This is a genomic window from Thauera aminoaromatica (assembly GCF_000021765.1).
Lineage (GTDB): Bacteria > Pseudomonadota > Gammaproteobacteria > Burkholderiales > Rhodocyclaceae > Thauera > Thauera aminoaromatica.
The window spans coordinates 1,530,858-1,549,638 of sequence record NC_011662.2; the positions used below are offsets into that span (position 1 = coordinate 1,530,858).

The following is an 18,781-nucleotide window of genomic DNA, read 5'->3' on the forward strand; positions in this document are numbered from 1 at the left end:
CCATGACCAGTGCCTTCACCCCTCATCCGGAGATGCTCCGGATCCACGACCTCCACGCCTTCTACGGCGAGTCGCACATCCTGCACGGCATCGACATCAAGGTGGCGCGCGGCGAATGCGTGACCTTGCTCGGGCGCAACGGCTCCGGACGCTCGACGACCTTGAAATCGGTGCTCGGCCTGGTCGGCAAGCGCACCGGGTCGATCATGGTCAACGGCCGCGAGGTGATCGCCGAGCCCACCCACCGCATGGCGCGCTACGGCATCGGCTACGTGCCCGAGGAGCGCGCGATCTTCGCCTCGCTCAGCACCGAGGAGAACCTGATGCTGCCGCCGCAGGTGGCGAGCGGGGCGCTGTCGGTGGAAGAGATCTACCAGATGTTTCCCAACCTGCAGGAACGCCGCAACAGCCCAGGCTCCAAGCTCTCGGGCGGCGAGCAGCAGATGCTGGCGATGGCGCGCGTGCTGCGCACCGGGGCCAAGCTGCTGCTGCTCGACGAGATCACCGAGGGGCTGGCGCCGGTGATCGTGAAGAAGCTCGGCGAGGTCATCGTCGAGCTGAAATCGCGCGGCTTCACCATCGTGCTGGTGGAGCAGAACTTCCGCTTCGCCGCCCCGCTGGCCGACCGCCACTACGTGCTCGAGCACGGCGAGATCATCGCCACCATCACCGCGGAGGAGCTCCCCGGGAAGATGGACTGGCTGCACCAGACGCTGGGGGTCTGAGCGGCTGCACCGCGCAGTCCCTGCGTAACAACCACACGAACGAGACGGAGACCCACGATGCAGATGAAGAAACTCACCACCCTGGCCTGCGCGGCCGCCTTCGCCATGCTGTCGGGCGCGGCGAGTGCGCAGATTTCGGGCAACACGGTCAAGATCGGCGTGCTCACCGACATGTCGGGCACCTATTCCGACCTTGCCGGCGCAGGCGCGGTGCTCGCCACCCAGATGGCGATCGAGGACTTCATCGCCGAGGCCAAACCGGCCTTCAAGGTCGAGATGGTCTCCGCCGACCACCAGAACAAGGCCGACATCGCTTCCAACAAGGCGCGCGAATGGTTCGAGCGCGAGGGCGTCGACACGGCTACCGAGCTCGTCACCACCTCGACCGCGCTCGCGGTGATGAAGATCGCCAAGGAGATGAACCGCGTCGCGCTGATGAGCGGCCCGGCCTCGACGCCGATCACCAACGAGCAGTGCAACGACGTGACGGTGCACTACACCTACGACACCTATGCGCTCGCCAACGGCACCGCCAAGGCGGTGACGCAGCAAGGCGGCAACACCTGGTTCTTCCTGACCGCCGACTATGCCTTCGGTCAGGCGCTGGAGAAGGATTCGTCCGCGGTGGTGACGGCCAACGGCGGCAAGGTGCTCGGCTCGGTACGCCATCCCTTCCCGGCGTCCGACTTCTCGTCCTTCCTGCTTCAGGCCCAGGCCTCGGGCGCCAAGATCATCGGTCTGGCCAACGCCGGCGCCGACACCACCAACGCGATCAAGCAGGCGGCCGAGTTCGGCGTCACGCCCAAGCAGTCGCTCGCCGGCCTGCTGATGTTCATCTCCGACGTGCACTCGCTCGGCCTGCAGGCCACCCAGGGCATGTACCTGACCACCGGCTTCTACTGGGATCTCGACGACCAGACCCGCGCCTGGTCCAAGCGCTTCTTCGAGAAGCAGAAGCGCATGCCGACCATGGTGCAGGCCGGCCAGTACTCCTCGGTGCTGCACTACCTGCGCGCGGTGCAGGCCACCGGCACGGACGAGGCGGGCAAGGTCATGGCGCAGATGAAGGCCACCCCGATCAAGGACTTCTTCGGCAAGAACGGCCGCATCCGCGAGGATGGGCGCATGGTGCACGACATGTACCTGGCGCAGGTGAAGACGCCCGCCGAGTCGAAGTACCCGTGGGACTACTACCACATCCGCCAGACCATCCCGGCGGAAGAGGCCTTCCAGCCGCTGGCGCAGTCGAAGTGCCCGCTGGTCAAGAAGTGAGCTGATCGCGGGGCGTCCCGCACTTCACGACGCAGCGGGGCGGCACGGCCGTCCCGCTGCGGGAGTCGCACATGGAAATCTTCGGCGTTCCGAGCGCGCTGCTCGGCAGCCAGCTGCTGGTCGGCCTCATCAACGGTTCGTTCTACGCGATCCTGAGCCTGGGCCTGGCCATCATCTTCGGCCTGCTCAACATCATCAACTTCACCCACGGCGCCCAGTACATGATGGGCGCCTTCGTGGCGTGGATCGCGCTCAACAAGCTCGGCATCAACTACTGGGTCGCGCTGCTGTTCGCGCCCATCGTCATCGGCGCGCTCGGCGTGCTGATCGAGCGCACGATGCTGCGCAAGCTCTACAAGCTCGACCACCTCTACGGCCTCTTGCTCACCTTCGGCCTGGCGCTGATCTTCGAGGGCATCTTCCGCGACCAGTACGGCATCTCCGGCCAGTCCTACCCGGTGCCCGAGCTGCTGCAGGGCGGGGTGAACCTCGGCTTCATGTTCCTGCCGATCTACCGCGGCTGGGTCGTGGTGGCCGCGCTGACGGTGTGCTTCGCCACCTGGTTCGTCATCGAGAAGACCAAGCTCGGCGCCTACCTGCGCGCCGGCACCGAGAACGCGCAGATGGTGCAGGCGCTCGGCATCAACGTGCCGCTGCTGATCACCTTCACCTACGGCTTCGGCGTCGCGCTCGCCGCCTTCGCCGGGGTGCTCGCGGCGCCGGTGTACCAGGTCAGTCCGCTGATGGGCTCCAACCTCATCATCGTGGTGTTCGCGGTGGTCGTGATCGGCGGCATGGGTTCGATCATGGGCTCCATCCTCACCGGCCTCGGCCTGGGGCTGATCGAGGGGCTGACGCGGGTGTTCTACCCGGAGGCTTCGGCAGTGGTGGTGTTCGTGATCATGGTAATCGTGCTGCTGGTGCGGCCCGCCGGCCTGTTCGGCAAGGCCTGAGCGCGGGCAAAGGAATCAGACTGATGAACAACCCCAATTCGATGTTCGCCCGCGCCATGCCGATCCTGTTCGGCGCGCTGTTCCTGATCGGGCTGGTGGCGCCGTTCGCGGTGTATCCCACCTTTCTGATGAAGGTCCTGTGCTTCGGGCTGTTCGCGTGCGCGTTCAACCTGCTGCTCGGCTTCGCCGGGCTGCTCTCCTTCGGCCATGCCGCCTTCCTCGGCAGCGCCGGCTACGTGTGCGGCATGCTGGTGCGCGACCTGGGGGTGACGCCCGAGCTCGGCATCCTCGGCGGCACGCTCGCCGCCGGCGCGCTCGGCTGGGTCTTCGGCGTGCTGGCGATCCGCCGTACCGGGATCTACTTCGCGATGATCACGCTGGCGCTGTCGCAGATGGTGTATTTCGTCGTGCTGCAGTGGAAGGCGACCGGTGGCGAGGACGGCTTGCAGGGCGTACCGCGCGGACATCTGTTCGGTGTCATCGACCTGTCGAACAACCTCGCGATGTACTACCTCGTGTTCGCGGTGTTCTGCATCGGCTTCTTCATCATCTACCGTGCGATCCATTCGCCCTTCGGGCAGATCCTCAAGGCGATCCGCGAGAACGAGCCGCGCGCGATGTCGCTCGGCTACGACGTGGCCAAGTTCAAGCTGCTCGCCTTCGTGCTCTCGGCCGCGCTCGCCGGCATGGCGGGGGCGACCAAGACCCTGGTGTTCCAGCTCGCCTCGCTCACCGACGTGCATTGGCACATGTCGGGCGAGGTGGTGCTGATGACGCTGCTCGGCGGCCTCGGCACCGTGCTCGGCCCGCTGGTCGGCGCCGCCACCATCGTGTCGCTGCAGACCGAGCTCGCCGACAGCGTGGGCTCCTGGGTCACGGTGATCATGGGCACGATCTTCGTGGTCTGCGTGCTGCTGTTCCGCCGCGGCATCGTCGGCGAGCTACAGGCGCTGATCCGGCGCGCCGGCATCCGCTGAGGACGGCGGTTCCACAGCCGGCTTCGCGGCGCCCGCGCCCTGCGCACCCACCGGGGGGTGCGCAGGGCGCGGGCGTTTTTCGTGCGCCCGCTTCTCGGCGCGCCGCAGCCAGGGGTGGGAGAGCGCGTGGTAGAGCGGTACCGGCGCCACCGAGCGCGCCACGCCGTGGGCCACCACCGCGGTGGCCATCAGCGGCAGCAGCATCTGGTGGTTGGCGGTCATCTCCATGACGATCACGAAGGAGGTGATCGGCGTCTGCGTCATCGCCGCGAGGAAGGCCACCATGCCCAGCACCAGGATCGCCGCGTCCTGCTCGCCCGGCAGCAGCAGGGCGAGGTCGGCGCCCAGGCCGGCGCCCACCGCGAGCGCGGGGGCGAAGATGCCGCCGGGGATCTTGGACGCGAAGACCAGCCAGATCACCGCCAGCTTCATCAGCGTGAAGGCCGCCGGCAAGGCCGCGCTGCCCTCGAGCGCGGCCTTGGATTCCGCATAGCCCGTGCCGTAGGTGACGCCGCCGCTGGCCAGTCCGATCAACGCGGTGAGCAGGCCGCACATCGCCGCGAAGGCGACCGGCTGGCCCTCGGCGATCCTGCCGAGGCGGCCGGGCAGGCCGCGTGCGGACGCCACCAGCACGCGCGTGAAGATGCCGCCGAGCAGGCCGCCGGCCACCCCGCAGGCGAGCACCGGCCAGATCCCGTCGGGCCAGCCCAGGCTCGCCAGGGTGCGGCCGAAGTAGGTGTAGTTGCCCAGCACGGCGAGCGACATCAGGCCGGCGAAGATCACCGCGGTGAGCGTGGTGCTGTTGGCCTGGAAGGCACGGTAGCGGCACATCTCCTCGATCGCGAACATGATGCCGCCGAGCGGGGTGTTGAAGGCCGCGGCGATGCCGGCGCCGCTGCCGGCGACGATGAGGTCGCGGCTGGAGGCGATGCGGCGGTGGCGCTTGCGGCTGGCGAGCAGGTGCAGCACCGAGGCGCCGATCTGCACCGAAGGGCCCTCGCGACCCACCGAGGCGCCGCTGAGCAGCCCGCCCAGGGTCAGGAAGACCTTGGCCAGCGCGATGCGCAGCGACAGCAGCTGGCGGCGCACGCGGCCGTCATCCGACATCGACGCCGCGATCGCCTGCGGGATGCCGCTGCCCTCGGTACCGGGGAAGAAGCGGCGCGAGATCCACGCCAGCGCGGCGAAGCCGGCGGGCGCGATCAGCAGGGTGAGCCAGGGGCGCTCGCGGATCAGCCCGGCGTGGGCGGCGATCGCCAGCTCGGCGCCGATCGCGAAGGCGATCGCGACCAGTCCGGCGAGCAAGGCCGCGCCCACCAGCAGCAGGCGCACCCGCCAGCGCCGCAGCGACAGCCAGGGCAGGGCATAGCGGCGCCCGCCGCGCAGCAGGCGGGCGAATGGGCGCCCGCGTGCGGCGGTGCGGGGCGCGACCGCTGATCCGGACGGCTCGGGAGGCGGCGCAGCGGGGCGCGCGCCGTCGGCTTGTGCAGGAGCAGCGGGGTTCCGCTCGGGGCTCATCGGTGGCTGTGCTGCCATGCGGGATTCCTTCCCGGCGGAGTGGACGACAGCAGCATTTCCAGAGGCCTTTCTGCAATGCTGCACATGCGAAGAACGAACGATACCGCTACCATACGCAAGCGTGAGCGGAGTGATGTTTTTTTGACAATCATTGTTTGTGGAAATATAGTTCCAGCGAGACTCGAATGGCGGAAACGCAACAGAAAGTGAAGAAGCCGGCGGCTCAGGCGACCCCCCTGTCGGTCCTGCAGCGTTTCCGGATCCTGATCCGCACCGCGCAGCGCCACTCCCAGTGGATCGAGCGCCAGAGCGGCGTCACCGGCGCCCAGCTGTGGGCGCTGCAGGAGCTGCGCGAGGCGCCCGGCCTGCGCGTGGGCGAGCTCGCGAACCGGATGGCGCTTCACCAGTCCACCACCTCGAACATGGTGGACCGGCTCGAGACCTCGGGGCTGATCCGCAAGGAGCGCACGAGCGCCGACCAGCGCGTGGTGCGCCTCCACCTCACCGACGACGGGCTCGCGCTGCTGTCGAGGGCGCCTTCGCCGGCGCGGGGTGTGCTGCCCGAGGCCTTGCGGCTGATGGACGACGAGGGCCTCGCCAGCCTGCAGAGCGAGCTTGAGAAGCTGCTGCGCCAGATCAAGAATCTCGACGAAGGCTTCGGCATGCAGCCGCTTCCCTTCACCGAATGAACGGCGGTCCGCCCGGGGCGGTCCGCCTCGACCGTACTTCAGATGAAGTGACCGCCTCCGTGCGGACAGCAGATTCGGCGGCCCGCGAGGCCGCCATTTTTTTGTCGCCGCGCGGCCGTACGGGGCTCAGACGGCGGTCGGCGGGGGCGCGATCACCAGCCGGTTGCGACCGCTGCGCTTGGCCTCGTAGAGCGCGGCGTCGGCCTGCGCGACCACGGTCGCCAGCTCGCCGGTGCCGGGTGCGGCCATCGCCAGGCCGATCGAGATGGTGATCCTCCCGGCCACGGGATGCGCCGTCTCGGCGACGACGGTGCGCAGCTTCTCGGCGACGGTGCGCGCGCCCTCGAGGGCGGTATCGGGCAGCAGTACCAGGAACTCCTCGCCGCCGTAGCGCGACACGAAGTCAGCCTCGCGCACCGTGGCGGCGAGCAGGCCGGCGACGAGGGCCAGCACCGCGTCGCCGGTGGCGTGGCCGTAGGTGTCGTTGATCGGCTTGAACGAGTCGATGTCGATCATCAGCACAGCGCAGCCGGTGCCGCACGGTCCCGGCTGCCGGCGCGACTCCTCGTGCAGGCGTTCGTCGACGGCGAGTCGGTTGGGCAGTCCGGTGAGCGCGTCGCGGCGGGCGAGGCGGGCGAGCTCTTCGTTGGCGCGGGCGAGATCGGCGGTCCGTTCGGCCACCTTGCGCTCGAGCTCGGCGTTGGCGTGCGCGAGCGCGTCGGTCGCGAGCGCGAGCACGAACTCGTTGTGTTTTCTCGGGCTGACGTCGGTGACCGTGCCCGCCATGCGCAGCGGGCGGCCGTCGGGTGCGCGCTCGACGACACGCCCGCGGTCGAGGACCCACAGCACGCTGCCGTCGGGGCGACGCATGCGGTGCTCGTGCTCGTAGCTGCCCACGCCGGCGAGGGCCCGGTCGAGCAGGCCCATCACCTCGTCGCGATCGTCCGGGTGCAGCCTGTCCGCGAATGCGGCGATCGGGTGCACCAGGGTGTCGGCGGCGTAACCGAGCAGCTCGCACCAGCGCCGGTTGTGGGTGACCGTGCCGGCATCGATGTCCCAGTCCCAGATGCCTTCGCCGGCAGCCTCCATGGCATAGGCATAGCTGCGCTCGCGCTCCTCGATGACGCGGTATGCACGTCGAAGGTCGGTGATGTCGTGCGCGATCACGAGGATGCGCGGCTCGCCCGCGGGACCGCGCAGCGGCTTCTTGATCGAGTGGAAGTAATGCACCTCGCCGGTCTCGGCATTGGTGGAGCTCTCCTCGACGATCTGCGTGCGACCACCGCGCATCACGGCGCGCACGTTCTCCAGGTAGAAATCCACCTGCTCGCGGTTCGGGTTGAAGGCGCCGTCGTCCTTGCCGACGAGTTGCTCCGGCGTGGTGTCGTACAGGCGTGCGAGCGCGGCGTTGCCGAGCAGGAAGCGGCCATCCCAGTCCTTGAGCAGGATGATGTCGGGCGACTCGTCGATCACCGTGCGCAGCAGCTCGCCGTCGCGCGTCGCCTGTTCCCAGCGCGCCAGCGCCGTGCGGGCGTCGGGCGCGATCGGGCCGCGTGCGCCGCAGTCGGCGCAGCACGCGCTCCAGAGCCCGTCGGGGAGCGCGATTGGCCGGGTGCTGTGGGCGTTGCAGAACGGGCAGGGGAGTTCGGTCTCTTCCATGACGGCTGGAGCGGGGGTGCGATGCCTCGATCAGTGGCGGCGGGACAGGGCCTGCATCGCGCGCGCCAGGCCGTCCAAGGTCATCGGGTACATGCGCTCGCCCATGATCTGGCCGAGGATGCCGATCGACTGGCGGTAGGGCCACAGGCGCTCCGGCTCGGGGTTGAGCCAGGCCGCGGCCGGGTAGGCGTCGAGGAGGCGGCGCAGCCAGGTGGCGCCGGCCTCGGCGTTCATGTGCTCGACCGAGCCGTGCGGATGCAGGATCTCGTAGGGGCTCATGGTGGCATCGCCGACGAAGATGAGCTTGTAGTCCGAGCCGTACTTGTGGATCACGTCGAGGAGCGGCGTACGCTCGGCGTGGCGGCGGCGGTTGTCGCGCCAAACGCCCTCGTACACGCAGTTGTGGAAGTAGAAGTACTCGAGGTGCTTGAACTCGAGCCGGCAGGCGGAGAAGAGCTCCTCGCAGACCTTGACGTGGTCGTCCATCGAGCCGCCGACGTCGAGGAAGAGCAGCACCTTGACCGCGTTGTGGCGTTCGGGGCGCATCATCAGGTCGAGCCAGCCGGCGTTGCGCGCGGTGGCGGCGATGGTGCCGTCGAGGTCGAGCTCCTCGGCCGCGCCCTGGCGGGCGAAGCGGCGCAGGCGACGCAGCGCGACCTTGATGTTGCGCGTGCCGAGCTCGACCGAATCGTCGAGGTTGCGGAACTCGCGCTTGTCCCACACCTTGACCGCCGTGCGGTTGCCGGCGGACTCGCCACCCACGCGGATGCCCTCGGGGTGGGTGCCGTTGTTGCCGAAGGGCGAGCTGCCGCCGGTGCCGATCCACTTGCTGCCGCCCTGGTGGCGTCCCTTCTGTTCCTGCAGGCGCTTGCGGAACTCCTCCATCAGCTTGTCCCAGCCGAGCTTCTCGAGCTTGGCGCGCTCCTCGGGCGAGAGGTGCTTCTTCACCATCGCGCGCAGCCAGTCCTCGGGCAGGTCGGCCTCCAGGCCGGGCAGGGCGGTGACGCCCTTGAAGTATTCGCCGAAGGCCTGGTCGAAGCGGTCGTAGAGCGACTCGTCCTTCACCAGGCACAGCCGCGCGTAGTAGTAGAAGTCGTCGAGCGAGGGCCCGCAGACGTGGTCGCGCAAGCCCTCGAGCACGGTGAGGAACTCGCGTGTGGACACCGGCAGCTTGCGTGCCTTGAGGTGCAGGAAGAAATCGATGAGCATGGGGTCTTCCCTTCGTGCGCGGTCAGTCCTGGATCTGCATCGCCCAGGACAGGGCCTGCAGGTGGCATTCGGAGGCCTGCTCGGGGGCGATGCCGCAGGCCGCGGCGGCGGCGCGGAGCGCGTCGCCCGCCGCACCCTCTCCGGCCTCTCCACGCTCGCACGCCACCGTGAGCGCGAGCAGGGCCTGGTAGGGGCCATGGTCGCCACGTACCGAGGCTTCGACCTCCGCTCCCAGCGCGAGCGGGGCGAGCGCCTTGTCGAGCGGCACCTGCAGGATCACGTCGATCAGCGACAGCAGGCCGACCAGGAAGAGCGCGTCGGACTCGGCCGCAGGGCGGCCGGCACCCAGCAGCTCCATCATGCGCCCGCGTACCAGCGCGGTCTCCAGCACCGCGCCGCCGCGTTCTCCCGCCTTGTCCGCGGTGCACGCGAGCAGGATCAGCCAGCGCTGCAGGCGCTCGCGGCCGAGCAGCGCGAGCGCATGTTCGATCGAGGACACCGGCTGCGGCAGCGCGTTCGCCGCGGAGTTGATGTAGCGCAGCAGGCGCAGCGACAACGCGGCGTCCTGCTTGAGCAGGTCGGCGAGCTCGCGGGTGTCGGCATCTGCGCGCAGGCGGGCGATCAGGGCGCCGATGCGTGCGGTGTTGGGGCCGGGGTCGCGCGCGCTCCAGTCCTCGCGGCTGGTGATGAAGGGGCCCTGGAAGAGGCTGGCGCCGAGCTTGCAGCAGAAGCGGAAGTCGTCGAGCGAGGGCAGGCCGCGCACCACCAGGCGCGCGTCGTGCGCCACCTCGAGGGCGATGTTGCCGAGCTTGAGGCCGCGGCGGGCGTCGAGGCCCTCGGCCTGGGCGACGATGAACTCGGCCTGCGGCAGCAGGTGGGCGAGCTCGCCGACCACGGTCGGATCGATCAGGCCGATGCGCATGCCGCGCGCGCGCAGCGCGGTCACGGCGGCGCGCAGCGCGGCGGGCTCGGGAGCGCCGGCATCGGGGAGCACGGTCGGCACGATCACCATGTTGCGCGCCGGGAGGGCGGCGAGGCTGGGGTGGGACAGGAAGGAATCGGGCAGGTCGATGAAGGCCAGGCGTTCGCCGAGCAGCTCGCCGATGTCCGCGTCGACCAGGCTGCGCACCAGCACTTCGGCGAAGACGTGGTGGATGTTGCGGCTGCTGTGGCGGATGTGCGCGCGCGTGCCCGCCTGCAGCATGAACTGGTAGCCGGTGATGCGCTGGTTGCGCCCGAGCACCGCTTCGCGGCACAGGAAGGTGGCGCCGGCCTCGACGGGGCTCGCGGGGGCCCCCTCGGCGCGCAGCGGCGCCGCGCGCTGGAGGCGGCGGAAACCCTCCGCCTCGCCCGCTGCGACGGAGGGGGCGGGGCGCTTGCGGCCGAAGAGCCGGCCGAGCAGGGCGCGGAGCATGGATGCGTGCGCCGGATCAGCGGTTGTGGCGGGCCATGAAGACCAGGCGCTCGAAGAGGTGCACGTCCTGCTCGTTCTTGAGCAGGGCGCCGTGCAGCGGCGGGATCGCCGCCTTGCCGTCGGCGCTGCGCAGCGCCTCGGGCGGGATGTCCTCGGCCACCAGCAGCTTGAGCCAGTCGATCAGCTCGGAGGTGGACGGCTTCTTCTTGAGGCCGGGGATGTCGCGCAGGCCGAAGAAGACCTCCATCGCCTCGGTCAGCAGCGCCTTCTTCAGCCCCGGGAAGTGGACATCGACGATGCGCTGCATCGTGTCGCGGTCGGGGAAGCGGATGTAGTGGAAGAAGCAGCGCCGCAGGAAGGCGTCGGGCAGCTCCTTCTCGTTGTTCGAGGTGATGAAGACGAGTGGGCGATGGCGCGCCTGGATGGTCTGGCGGGTCTCGTAGACATGGAACTCCATGCGGTCGAGCTCGCGCAGCAGGTCGTTGGGGAATTCGATGTCGGCCTTGTCGATCTCGTCGATCAGCACCACGGTCGGCTGCTCGGCCTCGAAGGCCTGCCACAGCACGCCCTTGACGATGTAGTTGGCGATGTCCTTGACGCGGTCGTCGCCGAGCTGCGAGTCGCGCAGGCGGGAGACCGCGTCGTACTCGTAGAGGCCCTGCTGCGCCTTGGTGGTCGACTTGATGTGCCACTGCAGCAGCGGCAGTCCGAGCGCGGCGGCGACCTGCTCGGCGAGCATGGTCTTGCCGGTGCCGGGCTCGCCCTTGATCAGCAGCGGGCGCTGCAGGCGGATCGCGGCGTTGACCGCGAGCATCAGGTCGGGGGTGGCGACGTAGTCCTGGGCGCCTTCGAAGCGTAGTGCGGTCATGCGGCATTCCTCGTGTCGGATGCGGGCGATTATAGGGCCGGGCATGGCAGGCGGGCAGCCGGACCGGTGTCGATCGCGGATGCTCTCGCCCTTTTCGGGTGCTAGCATCGCGCGCCATGGAAATCGAACAGCTCCGCCTGCGCCTGCGCGCGCTCGGCGCCCGCCCCAGCCACGAGGCCCGCCTGCTGCGCGCCTGGCTGCAGGGACACGCCCTCGACGCCGGTCCGCGCACCGAATCCAACCGCCTGCCCAAGGCCTTGCAGGCCGCGCTGCCCGAGCTCGAAGCGGAGCTCGGAGCGCTGGCCCGCGTGCGCTCCGAGCACCCCGGCGAGGATGGCACCCGCCTGCTGGTCGAGCTCGCCGACGCTCAGGCGGTGGAGAGCGTGCTGCTGCCGCGCGACGGCCTGTGCGTGTCCACCCAGGTCGGCTGCGCGGTGGGCTGCGTGTTCTGCATGACCGGCAAGGACGGCCTGCTGCGCCAGCTCGACAGCGGCGAAATCGTCGCCCAGGTCGCACTCGCGCGCCGCCTGCGCCGGGTGCACAAGGTGGTGTTCATGGGCATGGGCGAGCCCGCGCACAACCTCGATGCGGTGATCGAGGCGATCGAGCTGCTCGGCACCGAGGGCGCGCTGCCGCACAAGAACCTGGTGCTGTCGACCGTGGGCGACCTCCGCGTCTTCGAGCGTCTGCCGCAGATGCGGGTCAAGCCGGCGCTGGCGCTCTCGCTGCACAGCACGCGCGCCGCGCTGCGCGCCGCGCTGCTGCCGCGCGCCCCGCGCATCGACCCGGCCGAGCTGGTCGAGCTCGGCGAGGCCTGGGCGCGCGCGAGCGGCTATCCGATCCAGTACCAATGGACGCTGATCGAGGGCGTGAATGACGGCGAGGACGAGCTCGAGGGCATCGTGCGCCTGCTCGCCGGCAAGTACGCGGTGATGAACATGATCCCGTTCAACCGCGTCGACGGCCTCGACTACCGTCGTCCGGCGGCGGAGAGTGCGGCGGAGATCGCCCGCCGCCTGCACCGCGCCGGCATCCTCACCAAGCTGAGGCAGTCCGCCGGGCAGGACGTGGACGGCGGCTGCGGGCAGCTGCGCGCCCGCGAGGCCAAGCTCGCCTTCGTGCGTCGCGAAGAGCGGCGCGCGGCGCGGCCGCCTGCCTAGTGCTTCGAGAACACTGCGCTCCGCCCCTGCGCGTCGAAGCTCACCACGTCGTAGCGTTCGGCCGGGTAGGGACCTTCCATGCCGGGCGAGCCGAGTGGCATGCCGGGTGCGGAGAGGCCGCGGATCGCCGGCTTCTCCGCCAGCATGCGGCGCACGTCGGCCGCCGGCACGTGGCCCTCGACCACATAGCCGCCGACCTTCGCGGTGTGGCAGGAGCCCAGGGCCTCGGGCACGCCGGCTTCCTGCTTGACGAGATCCATGCGCGGGCTGGCGACCTCCTTCACGGCGAAGCCGGCACTGCGCATGTGCTCGGCCCATTTGCCGCAGCAGCCGCAGTTGGGATCCTTGTACATCACGACTTCGTCGGGGCTGGCGAGGGCGGGCGCGGCGAGGCCAAGCGCGGCGCCGCAGGCGAGCGCGGACAGGCAGCGACCGAGCTTGCGGAAGAGGGGGGAGCGGAGGGTGCGGTTCATGGTGCGGGGTTCCCGGAAGGTTTGACAGCGGATCGGACCGGTGTGCCCGGGACGGGGTTCCGGCGCCGGCGTGCCGGCGGGCGTCCGCCGCGGATCACGCTGACGACCATGGTGGCGATGAAGACCGCGAGGGTCAGCGCATTCGCGATCCCGCCCCAACTGCGCAACGCGGGAAGCTCGAGCAGGCTGCCCGCCACGCGCAGCGCGAGCGAGGCGTGCAGCAGCGCGAGCGGCATGTAGAAGGCCGGGTGGTAGGGGATCTTCACCTTCAGCACCGCCGGGAAGATGATCGCGGCGTGACCGAACACCATCGAGAACACGAAGCCGAGCGCGATCGCGTGCATGGTGATGTCGTGCAGTGGATGCGCGGGCGCGAGCCCGCCGCCGAGCGCGGCGAGCGCACCGAAGGCCAGCCAGACATAGCCCGACAGCAGGCAGACCGCGATGAAGCGGGTCAGCCCCTGCTGGCGGGCGTTGTGGCGGGCGATGTCGAACGTCAGCAGCCAGGCCGCCATCGCGAGCACGCCGGCGGCGAAGAGGCCGTGGCCGAGGTCTTCTTCCCATGCCGCGAGCACGGCGCCGGCGAGGATCAGCGCGCTGACCGCGACAAAGCTCGGCGCCGCGGCCGGGCGTGCGGGCAGGAAGCGGGTGAGCTCGAGGCGTTCGCCCGCGATCGTCAGCACCAGGAAGGCGAGCCACAGCGGCACCGCCGCGTGCACGTTGCCGGTGTTCCACCACACCAGGCTGCCCAGCAGCCAGCATGCCGCGCCCACCGCGAGCATCACGGTGAATAGCGCCAGCTGCCGGCGCACCACCACCACGCCGCCACCGAACAGGGTCGCCGCGGCAAGCAGGAAAAGGAGCTGCGCGGCGACCAGCGGACCACCCGCGAGCAGCAGCACGCCACCCGTCCCGGCGGCGGCCGGCCCGGCGTAGGGCCACAGGCCGCCGAGCGCGACCGCGCGCTCGAGGCTGATCACGGTGCCGAAGAAGGCGCAGATCATCAGCGCCGCGTGATTGCCCGCATGCACGGCGGCAAGCGCCGGCACCTCCACGCCCAGGCGGGCGAGGCCGGCGAAAACGCCGGTGAGCAGCGACAGCAGCCCGAGCACCAGCAGGGGGACACGGGCGAGCGGGGGCAGGGTGCTCATCCGTTCCAGCCGAAGTGCGCGCGTGCGCCCTCTTCCATCATCGCCGGGGACCAGGGCGGATCCCACACCAGCTCGACGCGGATGTCCACCTCGGGTGGCAACAGGGGGTCGAGCACCGCGTCGATGTTGTCGAGGATCATGTCGGAGAGCGGGCAGGCCGGCGTGGTCATCGTCATCTCGATGTAGAGCTCGCCGGGTGCGCAGTCGATGCGGTAGATCAGCCCGAGGTCGACGATGTTCATGCCGACCTCCGGATCCATGACCTGGCGCAGTGCGTGGCGGATCTCTTCGGCGTCGGGAGTGGGCGGTGTGCTCATGTGGGGGCGTCCAGGGTGCGGGCCGCGACCGTCGCCGGGACGGCTGCAAGCGGGTTTGCGGCGGTCGGCGGGCGCTGTGCAGCCCGCCGCGGTGCGTGGGGCATTGTCGGCCACGTCGGCGAATCCTTCAATCCGTGATGTTTCCGGCGGGGGATCCGCCGGGCACGATCTCGCGGCTGCGCGTGCGACCGTCCTCGAGCACCTCCACGCGTGCGCCCAGGCGTCCGGGCACGAACCACCAGCGTGTGGTGCGCCGCGGCCCGGCGATCTCCGCACCCACCTCCGCGCCGGCTTCGAGCAGGCGCACGCGGGCCTGGGGCTGGTCGCCGGCGAGCGTGGGCAGCATCACGACGAGGAAGCGGTCTTCGGCGGCCGCGGCGCGCGGCCGCAGCTCGATGCGCCAGGCGCCCGGCTCGGCGCGGCCGTGGCCGAGCTTCGCGATCGCCGCCTGCACCTTCCCGTCCTCGTCGTGGTTGCGCCCGTCCACGAAGAACTCGAAGCCGGGGCCGCCTACGGTGTCGAGCACCGCGTCGCGCGGCAGGAGGACGTGGCCGTGCAGGCTGCCGCCCCGCCGCCCCGGGCGGGTGTCGCCCGGGATGAACAGGTCGAAGCGGTCCCCGCGCACGAGCGGCGGCTCCACCGCATGCAGCAGCCAACGCTTGGCGAAGCCGGCACGGCTGGCGACGACGTCGTCGAACACCACCACCGCATCGTTGATCCGGTCATAGCCCAGCACCCGCCACATGCGCTCGACGCGGCGGGTGCGGTCGGCGAAGCTGCCGCGTCCGGAGTTGCGGTTGGTGTAGGCGGCGCCGACGTCGGCCACGGCGACGACCAGGTCGTCGTCGTCGAGGTGGGCCGCGATGCGGCCGGTGTGGTAGGTCTCGCTGCGCTCCTGCCATTGTGCGACGTCGAGCGGCGCCGCATCCACGCCCCAGCCCGAGCCGATGCGGCGCTGGCCGCCGTCGTTGGGGTAGTGGCGCGGGTTTGCGGCGTCGAAGCCGGGGCCGGGCTGCTCGTCGGCGGGGTCGGTCACCGTGACCAGGTTGTGGGCGATGCTCTGGTAGGTGTAGTTCATGTGGTGATTCGACCCGTAGGCGGGACCGTACCAGCCGCTGTCGATCGCCAGCGGCCCCCCCTTGAAGATCGTGAACGCGCCCTGGTCGAGGTGGCTGTGCGACCAGAAGTTGTCGCCGGCCTTGAAACTGAGCCAGGTGGCGTCCTCCGACCAGTCGCTGCGCGCCACGAGCAGGCCGATGCCGTCGAACAGGCGCGCGAGCGGCATGCGGGTCTGCGCGGCGGGGTCGATCAGGCCGTCGTCCGACAGCGGTCCCCATGGCCACCCGGTGGGCACCGGGCCGACCCGACGGCCGTCGCGCGCGCGCGCCGCGTTGGGCGGTGCCAGCGTGTAGGCGGCGGCGTGGCGGTACTCGAGGGCGAGCGCCGCGGCGTCGCGCGGATGGCGGTCGAACCAGGCGCCGTCGCCCCAGCGCATATGGGTGCGATCGGGGCGGGTGCGATAGACGAGGAAGTCGAGGAAGCCGCGGATCCCCGCTTCGCTGGCGAACAGGTCCTCGCCGGTGGCGGTGCGCCACAGCGCGGGCAGGGTATGGATGGCCTGGCCGATGCCCACCGCCACGTATTCGCCGCCTTCGTGCCAGCCGCCGTGGCGCCCGAAGACCTGGCGCCAGACCGGCAGCACACGCTTCTTCCACAGCTCGTGGGTGAAGCGCATGAAGGCCTCGCCGCGCGGATGGTCGCCGTACAGCGCGATGCTGCACGCCATCAGGCCTTGCAGCGGGGTGTTGTAGAGGAAGGCGTTGTAGGGCGAGAGCTGTTCCTTGCGGATCACCTCGATCAGGAAGTCGCAGCCCTCGGCGAGGCGCTCGCGCAGGCTCTCGCGTTCCTGCGCGCTCCATTGGTCGTGCAGCCAGTCGTAGGCGAGCGCGAGCGGTTCGACCTGGCCGCTGCCGCGGTCGCTGAAGCGACTCGCCACCAGGCGCGCGTGCAGCGGGGCGAGATCGACGCTGCCGGGCTGGACGAAGGCCGCCAGCGTGATCGCGAAGAGGGCGTTCGGGTTGCTGCGCGCCGCGCTCGCCGTCTGCTGCAGGTAGGCGGGGTTGCCGGCGCGCAGCGCCGCGAGGTCGGCGGGGGAGGGGTGGGGCAGGCGGGGGTGGGCGGTGCGAAAGCCGGCGATGTCGGCCGGTGGCAGGGCCGAAGGAGGCGGGTACGTGGGCGCGGACGCCCCCACGGCGGGCGGCTCGGCCAGCGGCAGGCCGAGCAGCACCGTGGCGAGCAGCAGCGCCGCCGGCGCCACACCCACGGCGAGCAGCGTCGCGACTCTGCGCCGGGGCTGCGCAGCGGACGTCGGGGGTGTCGTGCGCGTGCCGTGGTGGTGCAGGATCGGCAGCAGGTGCGCGACGAGGCGGTGCGCGAGCCAGGCGGCCGCGACCGCGATCAACAGGTTGGTGGGGTCGGGATGCTTGCCCTCGGTGAACAGCTTGAGCAGCTCGACCGCCGCCGCGACGAGGGCGGCGACCAGCAGCGCGAGCAGGCTGGCGCCGAAGCGATGGTGCGGAAAGGCGAGGGCGGCGACCACCCCCACCGGTGCGAAGCTTCCCGCCACGAAGAGCAGGCTGCGCACGGCGGCCGTCTCGGTGCTGTAGTAGTGGTAGTAGAAGGGCAGGAAGCGCAGCGTCTCGAGTTTTTCCAGCGCAGCCCAGGAGGCCTGGAGCCGCAGCGGCAGCAAGCCGTTCGTCGCCAGCACCAGGGCGAGCCAGACGGACGAGAGCCACAGCGCCGCGCGCAGCAGGCGTTGTGGCGAGTACTCCAGCCAGCGCCGTATTCCGCTACGCGCGAGTACGAGTCCCCACAGGGTGCCGAGCGCGCGGGTGAGCACCGAGATGCCCTGTGTCGTTCCGGACGCGAGCACCACCTGCACCGCCTCGATCGCCACGCCGGCGAGGGCGCCCGCGGCGAGACCGGCCGCCATCCCCGGGGGGCGCCGCGCGGCGTGGTCGCGCACACCGAGCGCGAGCAGGATGCCGAAGGGAATCATCAGGACGGCCTCGACCAGCAGCTTGATGCCGCAGGCGAATGCGGGTCCGCAGGACAGGCCGGGCAACCACCCGAGGCTGTCGGGGCGGGCGAGCTTGGCGGCGAGCTCGTCCATGCTCACCAGGAAGTCGTAGGGAAACAGCGCGAGCCCGAGGTAGCCCAGTGCGTACAGACCCAGCACGGCGCGCAGGCTGTGCGTGCCGCCGTCGATGAAACGCCGCCACATCGCCGCGAGGCGAGGGCCGGCCGCGAACCAGAGCAGCGTGCCGATGCCGGTGCCGAGCGCCTCTGCGAGCAGGTCGTTGCGCGACACCGTTCGCGGCGGGAAGAACAGCTGCAGGTATTCGATTCCCACCGCGAGGGCGAGGATGGTGCCGAGCACGCCGACGAGCAGCGGCGTGCGCACCCAGGCGGAGAGGCGGCTGGTCCACACCGCCCCGGTAGCGAACCAGGCCAGCACCAGGTAAAGCAGCACGTTCGCCACCCAGTCGGCGCGCGAACCGACCCCGAGCGACAGCCAGGGCGTGTCCATGAATGCCTGCCAGGCGTCGGCGCGAGGGCGGAACTCGAGGGGCACCAGGCTGCCGTAGGCGATGAAAAGCGCCCACAGCAGGGCGATCGGGAGGTAGCTGCGAGGTGCTTGCGCCGCGGGGGGGCCGTAGGAATCGTGCATCGGAGAAATATTTCCTGCGGGAGCGAGCCCCGATTGTCGTACGGTGTGCGCCGAGCTGCTATGTTTAATCAAAGCCCGCGGTGGTCCGGTTCTGTCTGCCCGCCGCTTCCTCCATCGTTTCGATTGCGCCGGGTGCGAACATGAAGCCTTCTTTCCTTTTTGCCGGTCTGGTTCTGCTGTCGGGTGTCGCGGCGCCGGGTGTCGCGTTCGCCGGATGTGGTGATACGCAGGTGACCGGGGACCAGCTGGCCCTCCTGTTGCCCGGTCGCTACGCATGTGCGGCGGATGAGCGTCCGGAGTGGGGCTGGAAATATCAGGAGCTGCATCTGGCGTCCGGCACCTTGCGTGATTTCAAGCGCGGCTTGAGGGACAGCGTGGACCCGAGCAAGGACGTCGGCAACTGGAGGATCGTCGGGGATGCCGTGGAGTATTCCTACCTCGATGCGAGCGGCTCCTCCGGGCCTTTTTCCCACACCGTTCACGGCAACGGCCTCGGTGCCTACAGCATCTGCAAGGGTGGCAGCGAGGTCGCGAGCCTGCAGGACGACTCGGGAAACGGTTGTGTCGCGGGGGGCGCCACGACCATGGTCTTCCAGGGTCGGAGCACGAACACGGAGCAGCCGCGGACGAACAGGGGCGTGGCGGCCGGCCAGCGCTGAACGCCTT

16 protein-coding genes are annotated in these 18,781 nt (G+C 70.2%); 7 read left to right on the forward strand and 9 right to left on the reverse strand.

Translation table 11 applies throughout. The features are described 5' to 3' along the window. The first annotated feature begins 2 nt into the window (after positions 1-2). The 4 genes from TMZ1T_RS06760 to TMZ1T_RS06775 all read left to right on the forward strand — a co-directional run bounded on the left by TMZ1T_RS06760 (position 3) and on the right by TMZ1T_RS06775 (position 3,927). On the forward strand, positions 3-725 hold the full coding sequence (locus TMZ1T_RS06760; protein ID WP_004321392.1) for an ABC transporter ATP-binding protein: 723 nt from the start codon (positions 3-5) through the stop codon (positions 723-725). Positions 726-782: 57 nt separating this feature from the next. Then, positions 783-1,997 (forward strand): ABC transporter substrate-binding protein, encoded by a 1,215-nt coding sequence (locus tag TMZ1T_RS06765; RefSeq protein ID WP_004321389.1) that lies wholly within the window; start codon positions 783-785, stop codon positions 1,995-1,997. 71 nt (positions 1,998-2,068) lie between these two features. After that, the gene (locus TMZ1T_RS06770; protein ID WP_004321386.1) at positions 2,069-2,950 is read left to right on the forward strand and encodes a branched-chain amino acid ABC transporter permease; all 882 of its coding nucleotides are present in this window, start codon (positions 2,069-2,071) and stop codon (positions 2,948-2,950) included. Between the two features lie 23 nt (positions 2,951-2,973). Next, entirely contained in the window at positions 2,974-3,927 is a 954-nt protein-coding gene (locus TMZ1T_RS06775; RefSeq protein ID WP_004321383.1) for a branched-chain amino acid ABC transporter permease, read from the forward strand. Here the strand turns inward: TMZ1T_RS06775 and TMZ1T_RS06780 are convergent. Beyond that, positions 3,892-5,463 (reverse strand): chloride channel protein, encoded by a 1,572-nt coding sequence (locus tag TMZ1T_RS06780; RefSeq protein ID WP_012584997.1) that lies wholly within the window; start codon positions 5,461-5,463, stop codon positions 3,892-3,894. The genes TMZ1T_RS06775 and TMZ1T_RS06780 overlap by 36 nt on opposite strands. Before the next feature lie 167 nt (positions 5,464-5,630). Between TMZ1T_RS06780 and TMZ1T_RS06785 the strand changes: the two genes are divergently transcribed. Further along, a complete protein-coding gene (locus TMZ1T_RS06785) occupies positions 5,631-6,134 on the forward strand; it encodes a MarR family winged helix-turn-helix transcriptional regulator (protein WP_004321497.1) in 504 nt (167 codons plus the stop codon). 126 nt (positions 6,135-6,260) lie between these two features. Here the strand turns inward: TMZ1T_RS06785 and TMZ1T_RS06790 are convergent, their stop codons facing one another. From TMZ1T_RS06790 to TMZ1T_RS06805, 4 genes are read right to left on the reverse strand one after another with little or no spacing between them, the layout of a single operon-like run. Next, positions 6,261-7,793: a diguanylate cyclase gene (locus TMZ1T_RS06790; protein ID WP_004321496.1), complete on the reverse strand. Its 1,533-nt coding sequence runs from the start codon at positions 7,791-7,793 to the stop codon at positions 6,261-6,263. Between the two features lie 30 nt (positions 7,794-7,823). After that, positions 7,824-9,002, reverse strand: coding sequence for a vWA domain-containing protein (locus TMZ1T_RS06795; RefSeq protein ID WP_004321494.1), 1,179 nt, complete (start codon positions 9,000-9,002; stop codon positions 7,824-7,826). A 22-nt stretch (positions 9,003-9,024) separates the two neighbouring features. Then, positions 9,025-10,416, reverse strand: a complete 1,392-nt coding sequence (locus tag TMZ1T_RS06800; protein WP_004321492.1) for an EAL and HDOD domain-containing protein — start codon at positions 10,414-10,416, stop codon at positions 9,025-9,027. Between the two features lie 16 nt (positions 10,417-10,432). After that, positions 10,433-11,284, reverse strand: a complete 852-nt coding sequence (locus TMZ1T_RS06805; protein WP_004321490.1) for an AAA family ATPase — start codon at positions 11,282-11,284, stop codon at positions 10,433-10,435. 116 nt (positions 11,285-11,400) lie between these two features. Between TMZ1T_RS06805 and TMZ1T_RS06810 the strand changes: the two genes are divergently transcribed. Further along, positions 11,401-12,444: an RNA methyltransferase gene (locus TMZ1T_RS06810; protein ID WP_004321489.1), complete on the forward strand. Its 1,044-nt coding sequence runs from the start codon at positions 11,401-11,403 to the stop codon at positions 12,442-12,444. On the opposite strand, the gene TMZ1T_RS06815 is transcribed toward TMZ1T_RS06810, so the two are convergent. The 4 genes from TMZ1T_RS06815 to TMZ1T_RS06830 form a co-directional block, all read right to left on the reverse strand. Beyond that, positions 12,441-12,917: a DUF411 domain-containing protein gene (locus tag TMZ1T_RS06815; RefSeq protein WP_004321488.1), complete on the reverse strand. Its 477-nt coding sequence runs from the start codon at positions 12,915-12,917 to the stop codon at positions 12,441-12,443. The two genes, TMZ1T_RS06810 and TMZ1T_RS06815, sit on opposite strands and share 4 nt — an antisense overlap. Beyond that, positions 12,914-14,068: a hypothetical protein gene (locus tag TMZ1T_RS06820; protein ID WP_004321487.1), complete on the reverse strand. Its 1,155-nt coding sequence runs from the start codon at positions 14,066-14,068 to the stop codon at positions 12,914-12,916. Before TMZ1T_RS06820 ends, TMZ1T_RS06815 begins: the two co-directional genes overlap by 4 nt. After that, entirely contained in the window at positions 14,065-14,385 is a 321-nt protein-coding gene (locus tag TMZ1T_RS06825; RefSeq protein ID WP_004321484.1) for a metal-sulfur cluster assembly factor, read from the reverse strand. The genes TMZ1T_RS06820 and TMZ1T_RS06825 overlap by 4 nt, the downstream gene beginning before the upstream one ends. 127 nt (positions 14,386-14,512) lie before the next feature. After that, positions 14,513-18,115, reverse strand: a complete 3,603-nt coding sequence (locus TMZ1T_RS06830; protein WP_012584998.1) for a VanZ family protein — start codon at positions 18,113-18,115, stop codon at positions 14,513-14,515. Between the two features lie 140 nt (positions 18,116-18,255). On the opposite strand from TMZ1T_RS06830, the gene TMZ1T_RS06835 reads away from it, so the two are divergent. Then, positions 18,256-18,774, forward strand: a complete 519-nt coding sequence (locus TMZ1T_RS06835; protein WP_004320158.1) for a hypothetical protein — start codon at positions 18,256-18,258, stop codon at positions 18,772-18,774. Positions 18,775-18,781: the final 7 nt, after the last annotated feature.